Source organism: Catellatospora aurea (assembly GCF_042663325.1).
Taxonomy (GTDB): domain Bacteria; phylum Actinomycetota; class Actinomycetes; order Mycobacteriales; family Micromonosporaceae; genus Catellatospora; species Catellatospora aurea.
In genome coordinates this window covers 180,038-196,732 of sequence record NZ_JBHTAC010000007.1, presented here as the reverse complement: position 1 = coordinate 196,732, position 16,695 = coordinate 180,038, and the positions used below count along the sequence as shown (strand labels likewise).

18 protein-coding genes are annotated in these 16,695 nt (G+C 72.6%); 11 read left to right on the top strand and 7 right to left on the bottom strand.

Annotated features, from left to right (window positions below; genetic code table 11):
- Positions 1-58: 58 nt before the first annotated feature.
- Genes ACFQO7_RS09935 through ACFQO7_RS09925 form a run of 3 tightly spaced genes read right to left on the bottom strand, consistent with a single transcriptional unit; the run spans position 59 to position 2,718 of the window.
- Entirely contained in the window at positions 59-640 is a 582-nt protein-coding gene (locus ACFQO7_RS09935) for an NUDIX hydrolase (RefSeq protein WP_376806080.1), read from the bottom strand.
- On the bottom strand, positions 630-1,805 hold the full coding sequence (locus tag ACFQO7_RS09930; protein ID WP_376806079.1) for a thiolase family protein: 1,176 nt from the start codon (positions 1,803-1,805) through the stop codon (positions 630-632). The genes ACFQO7_RS09935 and ACFQO7_RS09930 overlap by 11 nt, the downstream gene beginning before the upstream one ends.
- A gap of 31 nt (positions 1,806-1,836) precedes the next feature.
- Complete coding sequence (locus ACFQO7_RS09925; RefSeq protein ID WP_376806078.1) at positions 1,837-2,718, bottom strand: aminotransferase class IV; 882 nt, start codon at positions 2,716-2,718, stop codon at positions 1,837-1,839.
- Positions 2,719-2,781: 63 nt separating this feature from the next.
- Here ACFQO7_RS09925 and ACFQO7_RS09920 point away from each other — a divergent pair, with 63 nt between their 5' ends.
- From ACFQO7_RS09920 to ACFQO7_RS09875, 10 genes are all read left to right on the top strand, one after another.
- The gene (locus tag ACFQO7_RS09920) at positions 2,782-3,204 is read left to right on the top strand and encodes a Fur family transcriptional regulator (protein ID WP_120321549.1); all 423 of its coding nucleotides are present in this window, start codon (positions 2,782-2,784) and stop codon (positions 3,202-3,204) included.
- Entirely contained in the window at positions 3,204-4,271 is a 1,068-nt protein-coding gene (gene ygfZ, locus ACFQO7_RS09915; RefSeq protein WP_376806077.1) for a CAF17-like 4Fe-4S cluster assembly/insertion protein YgfZ, read from the top strand. Before ACFQO7_RS09920 ends, ygfZ begins: the two co-directional genes overlap by 1 nt.
- 20 nt (positions 4,272-4,291) lie before the next feature.
- Positions 4,292-5,128, top strand: a complete 837-nt coding sequence (locus ACFQO7_RS09910; RefSeq protein WP_376806076.1) for a beta-keto acid cleavage family enzyme — start codon at positions 4,292-4,294, stop codon at positions 5,126-5,128.
- Between the two features lie 29 nt (positions 5,129-5,157).
- Positions 5,158-6,105, top strand: a complete 948-nt coding sequence (locus ACFQO7_RS09905; protein ID WP_376806075.1) for an asparaginase — start codon at positions 5,158-5,160, stop codon at positions 6,103-6,105.
- A 394-nt stretch (positions 6,106-6,499) separates the two neighbouring features.
- Positions 6,500-6,970, top strand: coding sequence for a helix-turn-helix domain-containing protein (locus ACFQO7_RS09900; RefSeq protein ID WP_376806106.1), 471 nt, complete (start codon positions 6,500-6,502; stop codon positions 6,968-6,970).
- A complete protein-coding gene (locus tag ACFQO7_RS09895) occupies positions 6,967-7,488 on the top strand; it encodes a hypothetical protein (RefSeq protein WP_376806074.1) in 522 nt (173 codons plus the stop codon). The genes ACFQO7_RS09900 and ACFQO7_RS09895 overlap by 4 nt, the downstream gene beginning before the upstream one ends.
- Before the next feature lie 111 nt (positions 7,489-7,599).
- Entirely contained in the window at positions 7,600-7,884 is a 285-nt protein-coding gene (locus ACFQO7_RS09890) for a DUF2516 family protein (protein WP_376806073.1), read from the top strand.
- Positions 7,885-7,891: 7 nt separating this feature from the next.
- Complete coding sequence (locus ACFQO7_RS09885; RefSeq protein ID WP_360531416.1) at positions 7,892-8,782, top strand: alpha/beta fold hydrolase; 891 nt, start codon at positions 7,892-7,894, stop codon at positions 8,780-8,782.
- A gap of 81 nt (positions 8,783-8,863) precedes the next feature.
- Entirely contained in the window at positions 8,864-9,628 is a 765-nt protein-coding gene (locus ACFQO7_RS09880; RefSeq protein WP_376806072.1) for an EI24 domain-containing protein, read from the top strand.
- A gap of 3 nt (positions 9,629-9,631) precedes the next feature.
- The gene (locus ACFQO7_RS09875) at positions 9,632-11,638 is read left to right on the top strand and encodes an endonuclease/exonuclease/phosphatase family protein (protein ID WP_376806071.1); all 2,007 of its coding nucleotides are present in this window, start codon (positions 9,632-9,634) and stop codon (positions 11,636-11,638) included.
- Between the two features lie 108 nt (positions 11,639-11,746).
- Here ACFQO7_RS09875 and ACFQO7_RS09870 read toward each other — a convergent pair whose 3' ends face one another.
- Both ACFQO7_RS09870 and ACFQO7_RS09865 read right to left on the bottom strand, forming a co-directional pair.
- Positions 11,747-12,745 (bottom strand): LacI family DNA-binding transcriptional regulator, encoded by a 999-nt coding sequence (locus ACFQO7_RS09870; protein WP_360531176.1) that lies wholly within the window; start codon positions 12,743-12,745, stop codon positions 11,747-11,749.
- Between the two features lie 12 nt (positions 12,746-12,757).
- Entirely contained in the window at positions 12,758-13,516 is a 759-nt protein-coding gene (locus ACFQO7_RS09865) for a maleylpyruvate isomerase family mycothiol-dependent enzyme (protein WP_376806070.1), read from the bottom strand.
- A 67-nt stretch (positions 13,517-13,583) separates the two neighbouring features.
- On the opposite strand from ACFQO7_RS09865, the gene ACFQO7_RS09860 reads away from it, so the two are divergent.
- Entirely contained in the window at positions 13,584-14,639 is a 1,056-nt protein-coding gene (locus ACFQO7_RS09860) for a UDP-N-acetylmuramate dehydrogenase (RefSeq protein ID WP_376806069.1), read from the top strand.
- Between the two features lie 429 nt (positions 14,640-15,068).
- Here ACFQO7_RS09860 and ACFQO7_RS09855 read toward each other — a convergent pair whose 3' ends face one another.
- Positions 15,069-15,905, bottom strand: coding sequence for a class I SAM-dependent methyltransferase (locus ACFQO7_RS09855; protein WP_376806068.1), 837 nt, complete (start codon positions 15,903-15,905; stop codon positions 15,069-15,071).
- A 31-nt stretch (positions 15,906-15,936) separates the two neighbouring features.
- A complete protein-coding gene (locus tag ACFQO7_RS09850) occupies positions 15,937-16,683 on the bottom strand; it encodes an SDR family NAD(P)-dependent oxidoreductase (protein WP_360531190.1) in 747 nt (248 codons plus the stop codon).
- Between the last annotated feature and the right edge of the window lie 12 nt (positions 16,684-16,695).

The window sequence follows — 16,695 nt, the reverse complement described above, 5'->3', positions numbered from 1 at the left end:
TGCGGCCTCAGGGACTCCCTGAGGCCGCAAGTCTTTAAGAGTTGTGGCAGAGGGCGGGTCAGAGGGTGGGCATGTAGGGGGTGGTCACGTCGCGGTGGGTGGTGAGCATGTCCGCGACCGTGGGGTACGCGGACAGTTCGCGCAGCGTGACCAGCGTCGGGGGGAGCATGGGCAGGTCGCCGGACTCGTGTTCGGCGATGGCCTCCTCGGGCGTCAGCCAGCGGGCCCGGTCGGCCTCGAACTCCGGCAGCGCGGCGTCCTGGCCGTCGGGCATGGCGGCCAGGAAGAACCACGTGTCGAAGCGGCGCGGCTCGAAGACCGGGGTCAGCCAGCGGTGCCACGGCGTCAGCGCGGCCGGGAGCAGGGTCACCCCGGTCTCCTCCTCGATCTCGCGTACCGCCGCGTCGGCCGGGGTCTCGCCGGCCTCCAGCGATCCGCCGGGGAACGCCCACATGCCGCCGAACGCCATCGCCCGCATCCGCCGGATCAGGAAGATCGTGCGGTCGGGGCGGATCAGGACCACGGTCGACGCCTCGCGGGGCGTCGCGGGCTCCGCCCCGGACTCGGCGAACTCGCGGGCCAGTGTCTCGAAGCGGGCCCGCTGCTCGGGCGGCAGCAGGTCGAACGGGTTACTCGACATGGACCAGCACCGCCTGTCCCTGGCCGACGCCGATGCAGGCCGCCGCGATGCCGTAGCCGCCGCCCTGGCGGCGCAGCGTGTGGCACAGGTCGACGACGACCCGGGGCGCGGACGCGCCGAGTGGGTGGCCGTACGCGATCGCGCCGCCGTCGACGTTGACCAGCTCGGGGTCGATCTCCGGCAGCTCGTGCAGACAGCTGAGCACCATCGCGGCGAAGGCCTCGTTCAGCTCCCAGGCGGCGATGTCGCCGAAGCCGAGCTTCGCCTTGGCCAGCAGGGCCCGGATCGCGGGGACCGGGCCGGTGGAGAAGCGCTCCGGGGAGACGCCCGCGACGGTGCTCGCCACGATGCGCCCGAGCGGCCGCACGCCGAGGCGCTCGACCGCCGCGGCGGAGCCGATCAGGGTCGCCGCGGCGCCGTCGTTGACGGGTGAGGAGTTGCCCGCGGTGACGGTGCCGTCCGGCGTGAACGCGGGCCGCAGCTTGGCCAGCGCGGCGGCGCTGGTGTCGGGGCGCACCGACTCGTCGCGGGTCACCCCGGCGACCTCGACCACCCGGTCGTCGAAGCGGCCCTGCGCCCAGGCCGCGGCGGCGCGCTGGTGGGAGCGCAGCGCCCAGGCGTCCTGCGCCTCGCGGCCGATGCCGAACTCCTGCGCGACCTGCTGGGCGGCCACTCCCAGCGGCACGGTCCAGTCGTCGGGCATCAGCGGGTTGACCATGCGCCAGCCGAGCTGGGTGTTCCACAGCTTCGCCTCGCCGGGGAACGCGGTGTCGGGCTTGGCCAGCACGAACGGGGCGCGGCTCATGCTCTCCACGCCACCGGCGACGACCAGGTCGTTGTCGCCCGCGCGGACGGCCCGGGAGGCCTGCACGATCGCCTCGGCGCCCGCCGCGCAGAGCCGGTTGACGGTCACCCCGGGCACCGTCACGGGCAGGCCCGCCAGCAGCGCCGCCATCCGGGCCACGTTGCGGTTGTCCTCGCCCGCGCCGTTGGCGTCGCCGAGGATGACGTCCTCGATCATGGCCGGGTCCAGCTCGGGGTGCCGCTTGAGCAGCGCGACCAGGGGCGCGGCCGCGAGGTCGTCGGTGCGTACGCCGGACAGCCCGCCCTTGTGGCGGCCGAACGGGGTGCGGACCGCGTCGATGAGAAACGCCTGCGAGGTCATGCTCCGCAGGCTACGTCACCTGAGGGATCGTTCAGTAACCCAGGTTCGTGAAGCCCAGGTACGCGCGCAGCTTCTCGGTGTGCGCCGACGGGGGCAACGCGGTGCCGTCGATCGCCCGCAACTCGGCGACGCCGCGCACGCTGGACAGCAGCCACACGCCGTCGGCGGTGCTCAGCTCGGCCGGGGTCACCATGCGCTCGGCGGCGGTCCAGCCGAGGTCGCCGGCATCGTCGAGCAGGTGGCGCGCGGTCGTGCCGGGCAGGATGCCGGTGGTCTCCGCGGGCACCGTGTGCAGCGTGTCCCCGTTCAGCCAGACCAGCGTCGAGGTCGGGCCCTCCAGGGCGTAGCCGTCCGCGGACACCCACAGCGCGTCGTCGGCGCCCTGTGCCAGAGCCCAGCGCTGCGAGGCCATGTTGATCGCGTACGACAGCGACTTCACGCCGCCGAGCAGCCACGGGGCCGAGGTGCGGGCGTCGGCCGGGTAGCCCAGCGAGATCGTGGTGACGGTGATGCCGTCGCGGCGGGCGGCCAGGGTCGCCGCGCCGATCGGGTTCACGGTGGCGAAGCAGGTCACCGGGCCGCCGGTGGCGGCGGTCGCCTCCGCGCCGCGGGTGCAGACCAGGCGCAGCGCGCCCTCCAGCTCGGCCGGCCACTGGGCGCAGGCCGTCGCGGCCAGCTCGCGCAGCGCGGACTCGGCGGGCAGGGCCAGCTCCATCCGGGCGGCCGAGCGGGCCATCCGGGCCAGGTGCTCGCCGATCAGCCAGGGCTGCACGCCGCCGCGGCCGTCGGGCCGCACGTGCATGGTCTCGAAGACCCCGTCGCCGCGCAGCACGCCGAGGTCGTCGGCACGGAGCACGGGAGTGTCGGCCGGCACCACGCCGAGGCCCTGGACCACGAGAACAGGCTGCACCACGGGCGGAATGCTACGCGGCCCCGAGATCTGAGCCGCTGCGGCAGGGCGAACTATGATCGGACGATGCCCGAACAAGGCTCCGCCGAGCTGGCCGAACTCCTGCGTGATCGCGGCCTGCGGCTCACCCCCCAGCGGCAACTGGTGCTCGACGCCGTGCGCCAGCTCGTCCACGCGACCCCGGAACAGGTGCACGCGGCCGTGTGCGAGGTGGCCTCCGGGGTCAACATCACCACCGTGTACCGGACCCTGGAGCTGCTGGAAGAGCTCGGGCTGGTCACCCACGTGCACCTGTCGCACGGCGCGCCGACCTACCACGACGCGGCGGTCGTGCAGCACGTGCACCTGGTCTGCCGCAACTGCGACACGGTCACCGAGCTGGAGCAGAGCGAGCTGGCCCCGCTCGCGGAGCGGCTGCTGACGCAGCGCGGCTTCCGGATGGACATCGGGCACGTGGCCTTGTTCGGACTCTGCGGGAGCTGTGCGTGATGGGTACGACCGTGCTGGTGGGTCACTTCGACCCCGACTCCGCCGACGCCGCCGTCCCGGCGCACCACGGCGACCCGAACCGTGAGCAGCGGACCCTGCTCACCGCCGCCGGGCTGGTGGACCGCTCGCACCGCGGGGTGCTGGCGCTGACCGGCCCCGAGCGGCTGAGCTTCCTGCACAACCTCACCTCGCAGCACCTGACCGAGCTGGCCGACGGCCAGGGCACCCGCACGCTGGTGCTGTCCCCGCACGGGCACATCGAGCACGAGCTGTGGGTGTCCGAGGTCGGCGGCACGCTCTGGGTCGACGTCGAGCCGGGCACGGTCGACGACCTGGTGACCTTCCTGACCCGGATGCGCTTCTTCACCCAGGTCGAGATCAAACCCGCAGACCTGGTCGTACACAGCCTGGTCGGCCCCGGGGCCCTGGCCGCCGCCGCGAAACTCGGCGTGGCCGTGCCCGCGGAGCCGGACGTGCTGGACGTGCCGGGGCCCAAGTTCGCCACCGGTGCGGTCCTGCCCCGACCGACGACGGTGTACGCCCTGGCCGCGCTGCCCGGCGGTGGCTTCGTCCGCAGGCACTCCCTCGGCGACGTGCCGGTGCTGGACCTGCTGCTGCCCGCCGAGACCGCCGCCGCGACGCTGGCCGCCCTGGAGTTGCCACCCGCAGGACTGTGGGCGTACGAAGCCGTGCGGGTGGCCGCGAAGCAGGCGCGGGTCGGCGTGGACACCGATCACCGGACGCTGCCGTCGGAGGTGGACCTCACCGCCGCCGCCGTGCACCTGGAGAAGGGCTGCTACCGGGGTCAGGAGACGGTGGCCCGGGTGCACCACCTCGGCAAGCCGCCGCGTGCGCTGCGCCTGCTGCACCTGGACGGCATCGCCACCGACGAGCTTCCGGCGCGTGGCACCGAGATCACGGCTGGTGGCCGTACCGTCGGATTCATCGGCACCGCGGCCCGGCATGCGGAACTCGGACCGATCGCGCTCGCGGTCCTCAAGCGCAATATTTCCGGCGACACCCCCCTCACCGCGGGAGAATCTACGGCCTCTATCGACCCTGACTAGAAATATGACAGGATGCGCGCATGACGAACGGCACTCTGATCACCGTCGCGCCCACCGGCGCGGAATCCGCCAAGGCTGACGTCCCCGCCCTGCCGGTGACGCTCGATGAGCTGGTCGCGACCGCGAAGGAGTGCGAGGCCGTCGGCGCGAGCGTGATCCACGTGCACATCCGCGACGACGAGGCCAAGCCGAGCCTGGACCCGGTACGGCTGCGCGAGACCGTCGCCGCGCTGCGGTCGAGCACCGACCTGATCGTGCAGCTGTCCAGCGGCGGCTCGGTGCACGACCCGGAGTCCGCCCGGCTGGCCGTGCTCGACGCCGGCCCGGACATGGCCAGCTGCACCATGGGCACCGTCAACTTCGGCGACGACGTGTTCATGAACCGCTGGGAGTTCATCGTCGACCTGCACACCCGGATGCAGGAACGCGGCGTCGTGCCGGAGTACGAGATCTTCGACCTCGGCCACCTGTGGGCCCTGCAGCGCCTGCTCGACAAGTACGGCCTGCCCGCCGGCGGCCACGTGCACGTCGACTTCGTGATGGGCGTGCCCGGCGGCATGCCCGGCACCGCCGCCGCCCTGGTCGCCTGCCAGCAGGCCCTGCGCGAGCTGCCCGAGGGCACCACGTTCTCGGCCACCGGCATCGGCCGGTTCACCCTGCCGGTGCTGCTCACCTCGCTCGGCTCCGGCGGCCACCTGCGGGTCGGCATGGAGGACACGGTCACCTACGCCAAGGGCCAGCCGGTCGAGTCCAACGCCCAACTCGTCGCCCGTGCGTCCGCATTCGCCCGGTTGGCGCAGCGCCCGCCGCTGACCCCGGGTGAGGCACGCAACCTCCTGGGGATCCCGCCGCGCTGAAATGTGAAACCCCGGTAGCGTTCCTTACCATGGGCAAGGTTTACGAGGGCGGCGTACCGCTCGTCGAGGTGGAGCGCAGCGGGTTCGTCGAGGGCTGGCACCGCGGGTCGGTGATCGTCCTGGACGCGGCCGGAAACCCGGTCGCGTCCGCCGGTGACGTCACCGGACCGATCTTCGCGCGTTCGTCCAACAAGCCCATGCAGGCCATCGGCATGCTCCGCGCCGGGCTGCGCCTGGCCGACCCGGCGGACCTGGCTCTGGTCACCGCCAGCCACTACGGCGAGGACTTCCACGTCTCCCGGGTACGCGCCCTGCTGCGCAGCGGCGGGCTCACCGAGGCCGCCCTGCGCTGCCCGCCCGACCTGCCCCTGGACGACGCCGCGAAGATCGCCAGCGGCGGCACCCCGCAGCGCGTCTACATGAACTGCTCCGGCAAGCACTCCGGCATGCTGCTCACCTGCCGCGCCGCCGGCTGGGCCGTGGAGGACTACTTCCAGCCCGACCACCCGCTGCAGCACCGCCTCAACGAGACCATCGAGGAGTTCGCGGGCGAGTCCGCGGCCGCGATGGGCGTCGACGGGTGCGGCGCGCCGGTGCTCGCACTGTCGCTGACCGGGCTGGCCACCGCGTTCCGGCGGCTCGCCGAGGGGGTGCCCGGGTCGCTGGAGCGCTCGGTCGCCGACGCCATGCGGGCGTACCCGGAGCTGGTCAGCGGCACCAACCGCGAAGACGCCCAGCTCATGCGCGCCGTACCCGGCCTGGTCAGCAAGGTCGGCGCGGAAGGCGTCTGGGCCGCCGCCGTCCCCGGCAAGGGCGCGGTAGCCATCAAGATCGACGACGGCGCCGCCCGAGCCCGCGGCCCCATCATGATCACGGCCCTGCACCGCCTCGGCGTCGCCGTCAACGTCCCCACCCTCACCGAACCCGCCCTCCTCGGCGGCGGCCGCCGCGTAGGCGCCCTCCACCCCCTCTGGTAACCCCTGCTTTTCGTGTTGATCATGAACTTATGGCACGGCTCGACGGTGTGTCGCCGGCCTAACTTCATGATCGACCAGCTGGTCGGTCGGGCCTCGGGATGATCGCTGTTTCCCGGTCATGATCTGCGGTTCAGCCCCAGGTTTTGACCTCGAACGGCGATCGTCGCCGCGAGCGGGCGGTCTTTGCCGCCGGTGCGCTGCGGGGAGGTCGGTGATCATGAAGTTGTGGCGGGGACGCGCCGGTGACCCGTGCCATAAGTTCATGATCAACGCGCGCGGGCGTGGGGAGTGTGGGCTGGGGTGGGTCGGGAATGGGGCGGTTTGTGGCGTGGCGTAGGTCGCTAGCGGGGAGTTAGCAATATGCTTGCTCTTGCTAGCGGTCGTGGGTAGCTTGGTGGGCGTGCAGAGTCCCGACATCGGCGCCTTCATCAAGGATCTGCGGGAGAACGCCCGCATCTCCCTGCGGCAGCTGGCCGAGCAGGCCAACATCAGCAATCCGTACCTCAGCCAGATCGAACGCGGGCTGCGCAAGCCGTCCGCCGAGGTCCTGGCGCAGCTGGCTGCGGCGCTGCGGGTCTCCACCCCGGCCATGTACCTCAAGGCCGGGCTGCTCGGGTCTGACGACCACCAGGGCGTGCCGACCGCGATCGCGGCGGACCCGCTGCTGACGGTCGCGCAGAAACAATCACTCACGCAGATCTACGAGACGTTCGTACGCGAGAACGCGCGCGCCGAAGAAACCGCGACCCCGGAGTCCGCCCCCGCGGCGGCCCCGGCGGAGCCGACCGTTGCCACGGCGAAGAAGCCGACGGTCAAGAAGGCGGTCAAGAAGGCCGTGCGCCAGCAGGCACAGGAGGAACAGTGACCATGACCCAGACGTCGAGCAAGTCCGGCAAGTCCGACGAGCGCACCTACCCGAGCGCGTTCTACGCCGCCGCGGGCGTGGGCGACATGGCGTACGAGCAGCTGCGCAAGCTGCCCGAGCTGGCCGACAAGCTGCGCGACAAGGCGGCGGAGTTCGCCGACCAGGCCGCCAAGACCGACATGCCGCAGTGGAAGGCCAAGGCCAACGAGTACGGCGCCTTCGCCACCAGCAAGGCCGCCGAGCTCACCTCGAAGGTCGACGCGGCGCAGATCCGCGACAGCATCGTCGCGGGCACGCAGACCGCCGCGGAGAAGGCGACGAAGTTCTACGACACCCTGGTCGCCCGCGGCGAGCAGGCGTTCACGGAGCAGCCCGCGACGCCGGGCTTCGACGCCAAGTCCGAGACCAAGTCCGAGACCGCGTCCGCGCCCACGGCGAAGGCCGAGGCCAAGACGGGTGAGGACGTGCCGCCGGCCGCCAAGCCCGCCGCGAAGAAGCCGCCGCGCGCCACGAAGTGACCCCGTGTTCTCGTCGCGGCGTGCCGATCGACCGGTCGGTACGCCGCGACGAGACGTATCCGGCGTCGTCACGGCTGGGATGCCGGGCTCGATGGTTCTAAGCTGTGAGCCATGGTTGCGCTCGCTATCAAGGGCTGGATCGAATTCATCCTGTGGATCTTCATCCTGGGCATCCTGCTCTGGTCTTTCGCCGACTGCGTGATCCGGCGCAGCGAGGCGTTCCCCGCGATCGGCACCATGCCCAAGGCCGGCTGGTTGCTCGTGATCCTGCTGCTGGCCGTGCTGACCCTCTTCCTCGGTGTCGGATTCTTCGGGTTCATCGGCGCCGGCGTCGCCGCGTACTACCTGCTGGATCTGCGCCGCGGCCTGCGCGAGGCCACCGAGGGACCCTGGTGATTTGGTGATCAACGATCTGCGCTGGCCGCCCCCGCCGGACGGATTCCCCCGACGCCTCGGCAAGCCGCGCAACTCCGCCCCCAACACCGGCCGCCCCGCACCGCCCGCGCTGCCCACCGAGATCGTCGACACCCCGCACGGCGTGCAGCTGGAGCGGCTCAGCACCGGTGTCGGCGAACCGGTCACCGTCTTCGCGCACGGTCTCGGCCACGGCATCGCCGAGACCCGCCCGCTGGGCAGCGCCGTCGCCGGCAAGCGGGTCTTCTTCCAGTTCCGCGGCCACGGCGAGTCCAGCTCGCCGCGCGGCACCTGGGACTACGGCGACCTGGCCCGTGACCTGCGCGCCATCGCCGACATGACGGGTGCGACCCGGGCCCTCGGGGTGAGCCTGGGCGCGGGTGCGCTGTGCCGGCTGCTGGCCGAGACGCCCGACCGGTTCGAGAAGGTGGTGCTGTTCCTGCCCGCCGTGCTCGACCGCCCGCGGCCCGAGGCGGCCCGCCGCCGACTGGTCAACCTGCTGGAGGCGATCAACAGCGGTGACCTGCCGACCGTGGCCAACGCCGTGGTCGAGGAGATCCCGCCGTCGGCCCGCAACGGGGCGTCGGGCTGGGCGTACGTGCGCCAGCGGCTCAACACCCTGATGAACACCGGTCTGAGCAGCGGCCTGCTCACCCTGCCCGACCAGGTGCCCGTGCCGGACGTCAACCTGCTCCGGGACGTGAGCGCCCAGGTGCTGGTCATCGGCTGCATCGGCGACGACCTGCACCCGGCGTCCGTGGCCGAGGAGCTGGCGGCCGTCCTGCCGACGGCGACCCTGCACATCTACAACCGGCCCTCGGTGCTCTGGCACGAGCGTGCCGACCTGCGGGAACGGATCTCCGGCTTCCTGAACGGCTGACCGGCGGCGGCTCGTACCGGCGGTCCGGCCGGGCGGCCGACCCCTACGACTTCCCGACGGCGTCCACTAGGCTCCCCGTTCGTGGCAGGTCGAGCGGTCTCAGAGTTCTTCGTCGGCGTACGGCTGCTCCTGCGGGGCGTCGGGCGCTACGTGCGCAGCCCGAAGCTGATCCTGCTGGGGCTGATCCCCGCCGTGCTCAGCCTGCTGCTGTTCGCCGGGCTGTTCACGCTGCTGTTCTTCTACGTCGACGAACTGTCGGCCGAGGTCACCTGGTTCGCCGACGACTGGGCCAAGGGCCTGCGCGACTCGGTGCGCCTGCTCGCCGGGATCGCCCTGGTCGGGGTGAGCGGGCTGGTCGCCGTGGTGTCGTACACGGCGGTCACGCTGCTGATCGGCGACCCGTTCTACGAGGCGATCGGCGCGGCGGTCGAGGAGGACTTCGGCGGCGTGCCCGACGCGGTCGACCTGCCCTGGCACCAGGAGCTGCGGCGCAGCATCTTCGACGCGCTGCGGCTGCTGGCGGTGTCCGTGATGATCGCGATCCCGCTGTTCGCCGGTGGCTTCATCCCCGTGGTCGGCCAGACGGTTATCCCGGTGCTGGGCGCGTTCGTCGGCGGCTGGTTCCTGGCGCTGGAGATGGTCGCGGTCGCCTTCAACCGGCGCGGGCTGCGGCTGCCCGACCGCCGGGTGGCGCTGCGCAAGCACCGGGCCAGCGCGCTCGGCTTCGGCGTCGCCGTGTTCTGCTGCTTCCTGATCCCACTCGGCGCGGTGCTGATCATGCCCGCCGCGGTGGCGGGCGGCACGCTGCTCGCCCGCCGCTCCCTCGGCCTGTCGATCGAGCAGTAGCCCATGTCCAGCCGAACCCTCCCCGACAGCCCCGCGTCCAGTGCCGCACCGGCGGACGTTTCCGGGACCCCGAGTCCACGCGGCGTCACGCCCGGCCCGCTTCCGGCGGGCGCGCGGAGCGGCCCGGCAGGCGGGTCCGCGACCTGGCGGCCCGTCGCGATCATCGCGCTGCTGTTCGCCGTCACCGCCGAGTCGCTGCGCGCCTGCGGGCCGCTGCTCGACCAGGTGGCCGGTCCGGTCGGCATCGTCAACGCGGCGCTGATCGCGGTGGCGATCTTCGCCGTGCCGGGACTGCTGCTGAAGGTGACCGGCCGGGCCGGCAGGATGCCGTTCCTGTCGATCACGGTCGGGTTGCTGGCGGTGGTCCGGGTCGGCGGGGGCGAGCCGTACCTGGAGCCGACGCTGGCCGTGGTCGCGCTCGGAGCCGTGCTGGCGATGGTCGCGCTCGCGGGGGCGGTGCGCCGGCTCGGAGATCCGGTGACGGTGACCGTCGGCCTGCTGGCCGGTGGGGCGCTCGACCTGGCGGTGCGGTCGTTCTCGGTGACCTGGGACGGGCTGTGGCACCGCGGCGACCTCACCGGGCTGCTGGTGCCGACCATGATCCTGGCCGCACTGGTGCTGCTGTGCCTGCCGCGGACGCCCGAGGTCGCTGCCGCGGCCAACGGGCGCACCTGGGCGCTGGGCGGATACCTCGCGCTGTGGACGACGACGCTCGGCAACGCGGCCTTCGCCGCGTCGCAGTCGGGGGTCGCGCTCCAGCTGTGCCTCGCGGCCCTGATCGGGGTGCTGCTGGTCGCGATCGAGCTGGTACGCCGGCTGACGCTGCACGGCGGAACGAACGCCATCGCGGAGCCCGACCACTGGATCGCGGGCTCGGCGGCGCTCGCCGGGATGGCCGGCGGCCTCGCCCTGGCCTGGTGGGGTGCCGGACCATGGGTGCTGCTCGGCATCGCGCTGACGCAACTGTCCGCCACGATCGCGGTCGCGCGGGCCACCGCGGCCTCCGGCAACCGGGGCGACTGGGCGTACGGCCTGGTCTGGGTCCTGCCTGTGCTGCTGTTCCAGGTGCACTACGACATGCCGCTGCCGTTCGACAACCGGTGGCTGCCGATCGCGCTCGCGGTCGCGGTCGGGCTCGCCGGGATGGGCCGGCGGCCGTACCACCCGGGTGGCTGGCGCTTCGACCTGCGCGGGCTCGTGGCCCGGCCCGCCCTGGTCACCGGGGTCGCCGCGCTGCTGCTGGCGGTCCCGGTGCTGATGCACGTCACCCGGCCGAGCGCTCCGGCGGCCGATGCGAGCGCCACCGGCCTGCGGGTGCTGAGCTGGAACGTCAAGTACGGCCGGGATGACGCCACCGGGCAGGCTGACCCGCGGCAGCTCGCCGAGGCGATCCGGGCGGCGGCTGCGGACGTGGTGGTGCTGCAGGAGGTCAGCCGGGGCTGGGCGATCGGCGGTGGCGTGGACGTGGCCGAGTACCTGTCCCGGGAGCTGGGCATGCCGTTCACGTGGTCACCGGCCGCGGACGGTCAGTTCGGCAACCTGCTGCTGACCCGGCTGCCGGTCAGCGGGGTGCGCACCGGGCGGCTGCCGTACGGGCAGGGGCCGATGTGGCGGTCGTACCTGAAGGCGACGGTGACCTTGCGAGGCGGCCGCAGCCTCGACGTGGTCACCGCGCACCTGACCCACCGCAAGCCGAACACGCCGACCCGGCTGGCGCAGATCGACGGGCTGCTCGCGCAGGTCGACCCGGCGGCTCCGACGCTGATCGCCGGCGACTTCAACTTCTGGCCCAGCTGGCCCGAGCAGCGCTCGTTCACGAGCGCGGGCTGGGTGTCGGCGCAGGACGTCACGGGCCACGGCGCGGCCTGGACCTCCCCGACCGACCGGCCGACGAACCGGGTGGACTGGGTCTTCGGCTCGCCACAGATCGCCTTCACCGACTTCGCCGTCCTGGACCAGGTCAGCGCCAGCGACCACTTCCCGGTCCTGGCCACCCTCACCCTGCGCTGACCCGCACCTGCGACCGCACATCATCCCTGCTTAGCTGGATCTGACGAAAGGAAGGGCACCTTCTACATCGCATAGCGATGTGAAGGTGCCCTTCCTTTCGCGCGGTGCTCAGGTGGTGCCGCGGATGACGAGTTCGGTGGGGAGGATGACGCTGTCGGCGATGGATTCGCCGGCGGCCAGGCGTAGGAGCTGACGGGCCATCTCGCGGCCCTGGCCGACGATGGGCTGGCGGACCGTGGACAGCGGCGGCTCGGTGTAGCGGGCCAGGGCGATGTCGTCGAAGCCGATCACGGCCACGTCGTCGGGGACGCGGCGGCCGGCTGCCTGCAGGGCCTGGAGGGCGCCGTGGGCCATCAGGTCGGAGGCGACGAAGACGGCGTCGAGGTCGGGGTCGTCCTCCAGGAGCTGGCGCATGGCGACCGCGCCCGAGTCGCGGGTGAAGTCGCCGACGGCCACGATCGAGCGCCGGTCGGAGCCGCGCAGCTCCTCGCGGTAGCCGGTGAGCCGGTCGATGCCGGCGACCATGTCCTGCGGGCCGGCGATGGTGGCGATCCGGGTCCGGCCGGTCTCCAGCAGGTGCCGGACCGCCATCCGGCCGCCGTTGACGTTGTCGACCTCGACGTACGGCACACGCACCGGCCCGAGCGGGCGGCCGCCGCACAGCACCGGGATGCCCATCCGGGCCAGCGTGCCGGGCAGCGGGTCGGCGCCGTGCATCGAGGCGATCAGCACGCCGTCGATGTGCCTGGCCAGCGCGTACCGCTCGATGCGGTCGTGGCTGGCCTGCGAGCCCGCGACCATCAGCACGAGCTGCTTGTCCGCGGAGTCGAGTTCCTGGCTGACGCCGCGGATGATGCCGGGAAAGAACTGGTCGTCGGAGAACACCCGGGACGGGCTCTCCGGCAGGATCAGGGCGTACGAGTCGGTGCGCTGGGTGACCAGGCTGCGCGCGGCCTGGTTGGGCACGTACCCCAGCTCGTCGATGGCGCGGCGCACCGCGGTGCGGATCGACTCGGCGACGGTGGGGGAGTCGTTGACGACGCGCGACACGGTGGCCCGGGACACCCCGGCCCGCTGCGCGACCTGTTCGAGGGTCGGCCGGGGCATCGACGCCGCCGCTCAGCCGGTACGCAGGCAGGCCAGCAGCGACTCGTCGCCGCTCACCTCCAGCGTGTCGAACCCGATCCGGCCCCACAGGGCGAGCATGAGATCACTGGCCGGGCCGGCCGCGTGCACGCGGGTGTCCGGGCCGTCCGCGTCGAGCAGGGTGTCCGTGTCGAGCAGGGCGATGCCCTCCCCGCGCAGCCGGACGAACCACTCCTGGCCCTCCTCGGGGGCGGTGAGCTGCACGACGCCGTACCGGTCGGTGGGGCCCTTGCGGCGGCCCGCGGGCAGCCAGCTGTCCAGCACCTCGGTGATGCCGTCGACGGCCAGGCGGTCGTCCAGCGGCTCGGCCATGCCCTGTGCCATCTGCATGTCCCAGCGGTGCACGGCGGTCTCGTGGGCCATCCGGCGGTGCCAGAAGTCGGCCGTCTTCGCCTGCGGCGCCCAGTTCCAGGCCGGCATGTGCGGGTCGAGGGCGTCGAGCAGCTCCAGCAGGCTCTTGCACTCCTCGTCGAACCAGGTCAGCGTCTCGTCCGCGCCCGGGTAGTCGTGCCGGCGGGCGGCCGGGTCGGGCGCGCTGGTGATCCCGCGGCTGGCGAAGCTGCGCACCCAGCGGTACACCCCGCCCAGGTGGTGCACGAGGTTCAGGACGGTCCAGTCCGGACACGTGGGCACGATCGCGGTCAGTTCGGCCTCGCCCGCCACGGCACGGAACGCGGCCGCGTCGGCGCGCAGCGAGTCCAGCCAGAGTTCCTTGCTGCCGTGAGCTCTCATGGCCTCGTCCTCATCGCGTCTTCCCCACCTGGTCATTCGGGATCAGTGGCGGCACTAGTGTGGTGACGTGTCTGACAATAGTCCCGCCCGCCACGCGCTCGCCGACCTGACCACCCTAGGGCTCGGGGGCCCGGCCGGGCGGCTGGTCACGGCCGAGTCCGCGGACGACATCGTGTCGGCCGTGCAGGAGGCCGCCCGCGCCGACGAGCCGCTGCTGGTGCTCGGTGGGGGCAGCAACGTCGTCATCGGCGACGTCGGCTTTCCCGGCACCGTGCTGCTGATCCGGTCCTCCGGGGTCGAGGTCGTCGACGAGCACGGCGACACCGTGTCGGTGCGCGTCGCCGCAGGTCATCCATGGGATGACTGCGTCGCCCAGACCGTCGCCGAGGGGCTCGCCGGCATGGAGTGCCTGGCCGGCATCCCGGGCGCCACCGGCTCCACGCCGATCCAGAACGTCGGGGCGTACGGCCAGGACGTGTCGCAGACGATCGAGTCGGTGACGGTGTACGACCGCACCGAGGGCGAGATCGACGTGTTCACCCCGGCCGACTGCCGCTTCGAGTACCGCAACAGCATGTTCAAGTACAGCGACCGCTGGGTCGTCCTCGACGTCACGTTCCGGTTGCGCCGGGATCGGCTGACCGGCCCGGTGGGGCACGCGGAGCTGGCCCGCGTGCTCGGGGTCGGGGAGAATGACCGGGTGCCGTCGGCCGCCGCCCGGGAGGCCGTGCTGGAGCTGCGCCGGAGCAAGGGCATGGTGCTCGACCCGGGCGACCCGGACACCGACTCGGTCGGCTCGTTCTTCACCAACCCGGTGCTGAGCGCCGCGGCGTACACGGAACTGCGCCGACGGGTCGACGGCGCGGAACCGCCGGCCTGGCCGGGCGCGGACGGGGTGATGAAGGTGAGCGCGGCGTGGCTGATCGAGCGGGCCGGCTTCACCCGCGGCTACACGCGCGGGCCGGTCGCGATCTCTTCCAAGCACATCCTCGCGCTGACGCACCTGGGCGGCGGCACCACGGGTGAGCTGCTGGAACTCGCCGCGGAGATCCGGGACGGGGTGCACGAGCGGTTCGGGGTCACGCTGCGTCCGGAGCCGGTCCTGGTCGGCTGCGAGCTCTGAGGTCAGCGGCCCTAGCCGAGCGTGGGCTCTGAACCTGTGGGCCGAGCCGAGCGTGGGCTCTGGACCTGCGGCGCGAGCCGAGACCGGCCGCCCGATGCGGGTCAGTGGTGCGGGCGGCGTCGGCCGCCCGCCAGCCAGCCGAGGCCGCCGCACACGATGAACAGGACGACCAGGCGGATCAGGTCGCCGCGGTTCACTCCGCGGACCGTCGGGCCAGCACGAACGCCACGACCAGCATGACGATGCCGAGTAGCAGCAGCCCGACGCCGAGCAGGAACGGCGGGCTGGCGCGCACGGTGAGCTGCTGGCCGTGTGCTAGCAGTGCCGGAAACTCCCCAATAAGGTTCATAACGGACGTAACGACCGGCGCGCTCGGAAGGGATCATCGCTCCCACGGCGCCGGACCGCCGGTCCGGTGCACAGCGCAGGTCAGCGGGTCGGCCAGGCGACGGTGACCTCGCCGAGCCGCCAACGGACCGGGCGGTCCAGGACCGGCCAGCCTGCCGCCTTGAGCCGGGACACCGCGTCCAACCAGCGCTGGCGCGCGCCGAAGACGGCCAGCGGGGCGGCGTGCCGCCAGGCCTCATCGAGCGTGCGCAGCAGGTCGTACACCGGCTCGCCCGGCACGTTGCGGTGGATCAGCGCCTTGGGCAGGCGCTCGGCGAAGGTCGCCGGGGACTCCAGGGTGGACAGCTTCGCCGCCAGCGTCAGCGTGACCGGGGTGGACGCGCCCGCGGGCAGTGTCGCCCAGCTGCCGAGACGGCCCAGCTCGTCGCAGGTGCCCTCGATCAGCCAGCCGCCCGGGGCCAGGTTGCCGGTGATCGTGGTCCAGGCGGCGGGGACGGCGCTCTCGTCGTACTGCCGCAGCACGTTGAAGGCCCGGACCACGACGGGCCGCAGCCCGGCCAGCTCGAACCCGCCCCGCGCGAAGGTCAGCCCCGGCGGGTCCGCGGCGACCTGCGCCGCCGCGACCCGCGCCGGATCGATCTCCAGCCCCGTCACCCGTACATCCGCCCGCACCCGCGCCAACCGCGCCCGCAACTCCACCGCCGTGATCGGTGTAGCCCCGTATCCGAGATCCACCACCAGCGGATCGGTCGCGTCGGCCAGCGCGCGCCCACACCACCACCCGATCCACCGATCCACCCGCCGCAGCCGGTTCGGATTGGTGGTCCCCCTGGTGATCTCCCCCTGCGGCTTCACCGCCCCCTCCCCCCTGCGTCGATCATGAAGTTGTGGCAACGACACGCCGTCGACCCGTGCCATAAGTTCATGATCAACGCGGATCGGCCGCAGGCTACACGCCTACCCGGTGCACCTTGTGCTGCGCGGCTTGGGCCAGGGGGCGGACGACCATGCGGTCGATGTTGACGTGGTGGGGGAGTTCGGCGCACCAGGTGACGCACTCGGCGATGTCGTCGGCGGTCAGCGGCTCGGCGACGCCGGCGTAGACGGAGGCGGCGCGGGCGGCGTCGCCGGCGAAGCGGTTGAGGGCGAACTCGTCGGTCTTGACCATGCCGGGGTCGATCTCGACGACGCGGACCGGGTCGCCGCACAGCTCCAGGCGCAGGGTCTCGACCAGGGCGGTCTGGGCGTGCTTGGCCGCCGCGTAGCCGCCGCCGCCCTCGTACACGATGAGCCCGGCGGTGGAGCTGATGGTGACGACGGTGCCCGCGCCGGACGCGATCAGCGCCGGGAGCAGGGCCTTGGTCAGGCGCAGCGTGCCGAGCACGTTCACGTCGTACATCGCCTGCCAGTCGGCGACGCTCGCGGTGGCGACCGGGTCCGCGCCGACCGCGCCGCCCGCGTTGTTGACCAGCAGGTCCACCCGCTCGACCGTCGCCGCGTACTGGGCGACCGCGTAGTCGTCGGTGACGTCGCAGGTCACGGCGGTGCCGTTGATCTCCTTGGCGAGGGCTTCGACGCGCTCGGTGCGGCGGGCGAGGGCGTGCACGTGGTAGCCCGCGGCGGCCAGGCGTCGGGCGGTGGCGGCGCCGATGCCGCTGGACGCCCCGGAGACAACAGCGATCTTCTGGTACGACATGAGCAGTAATCC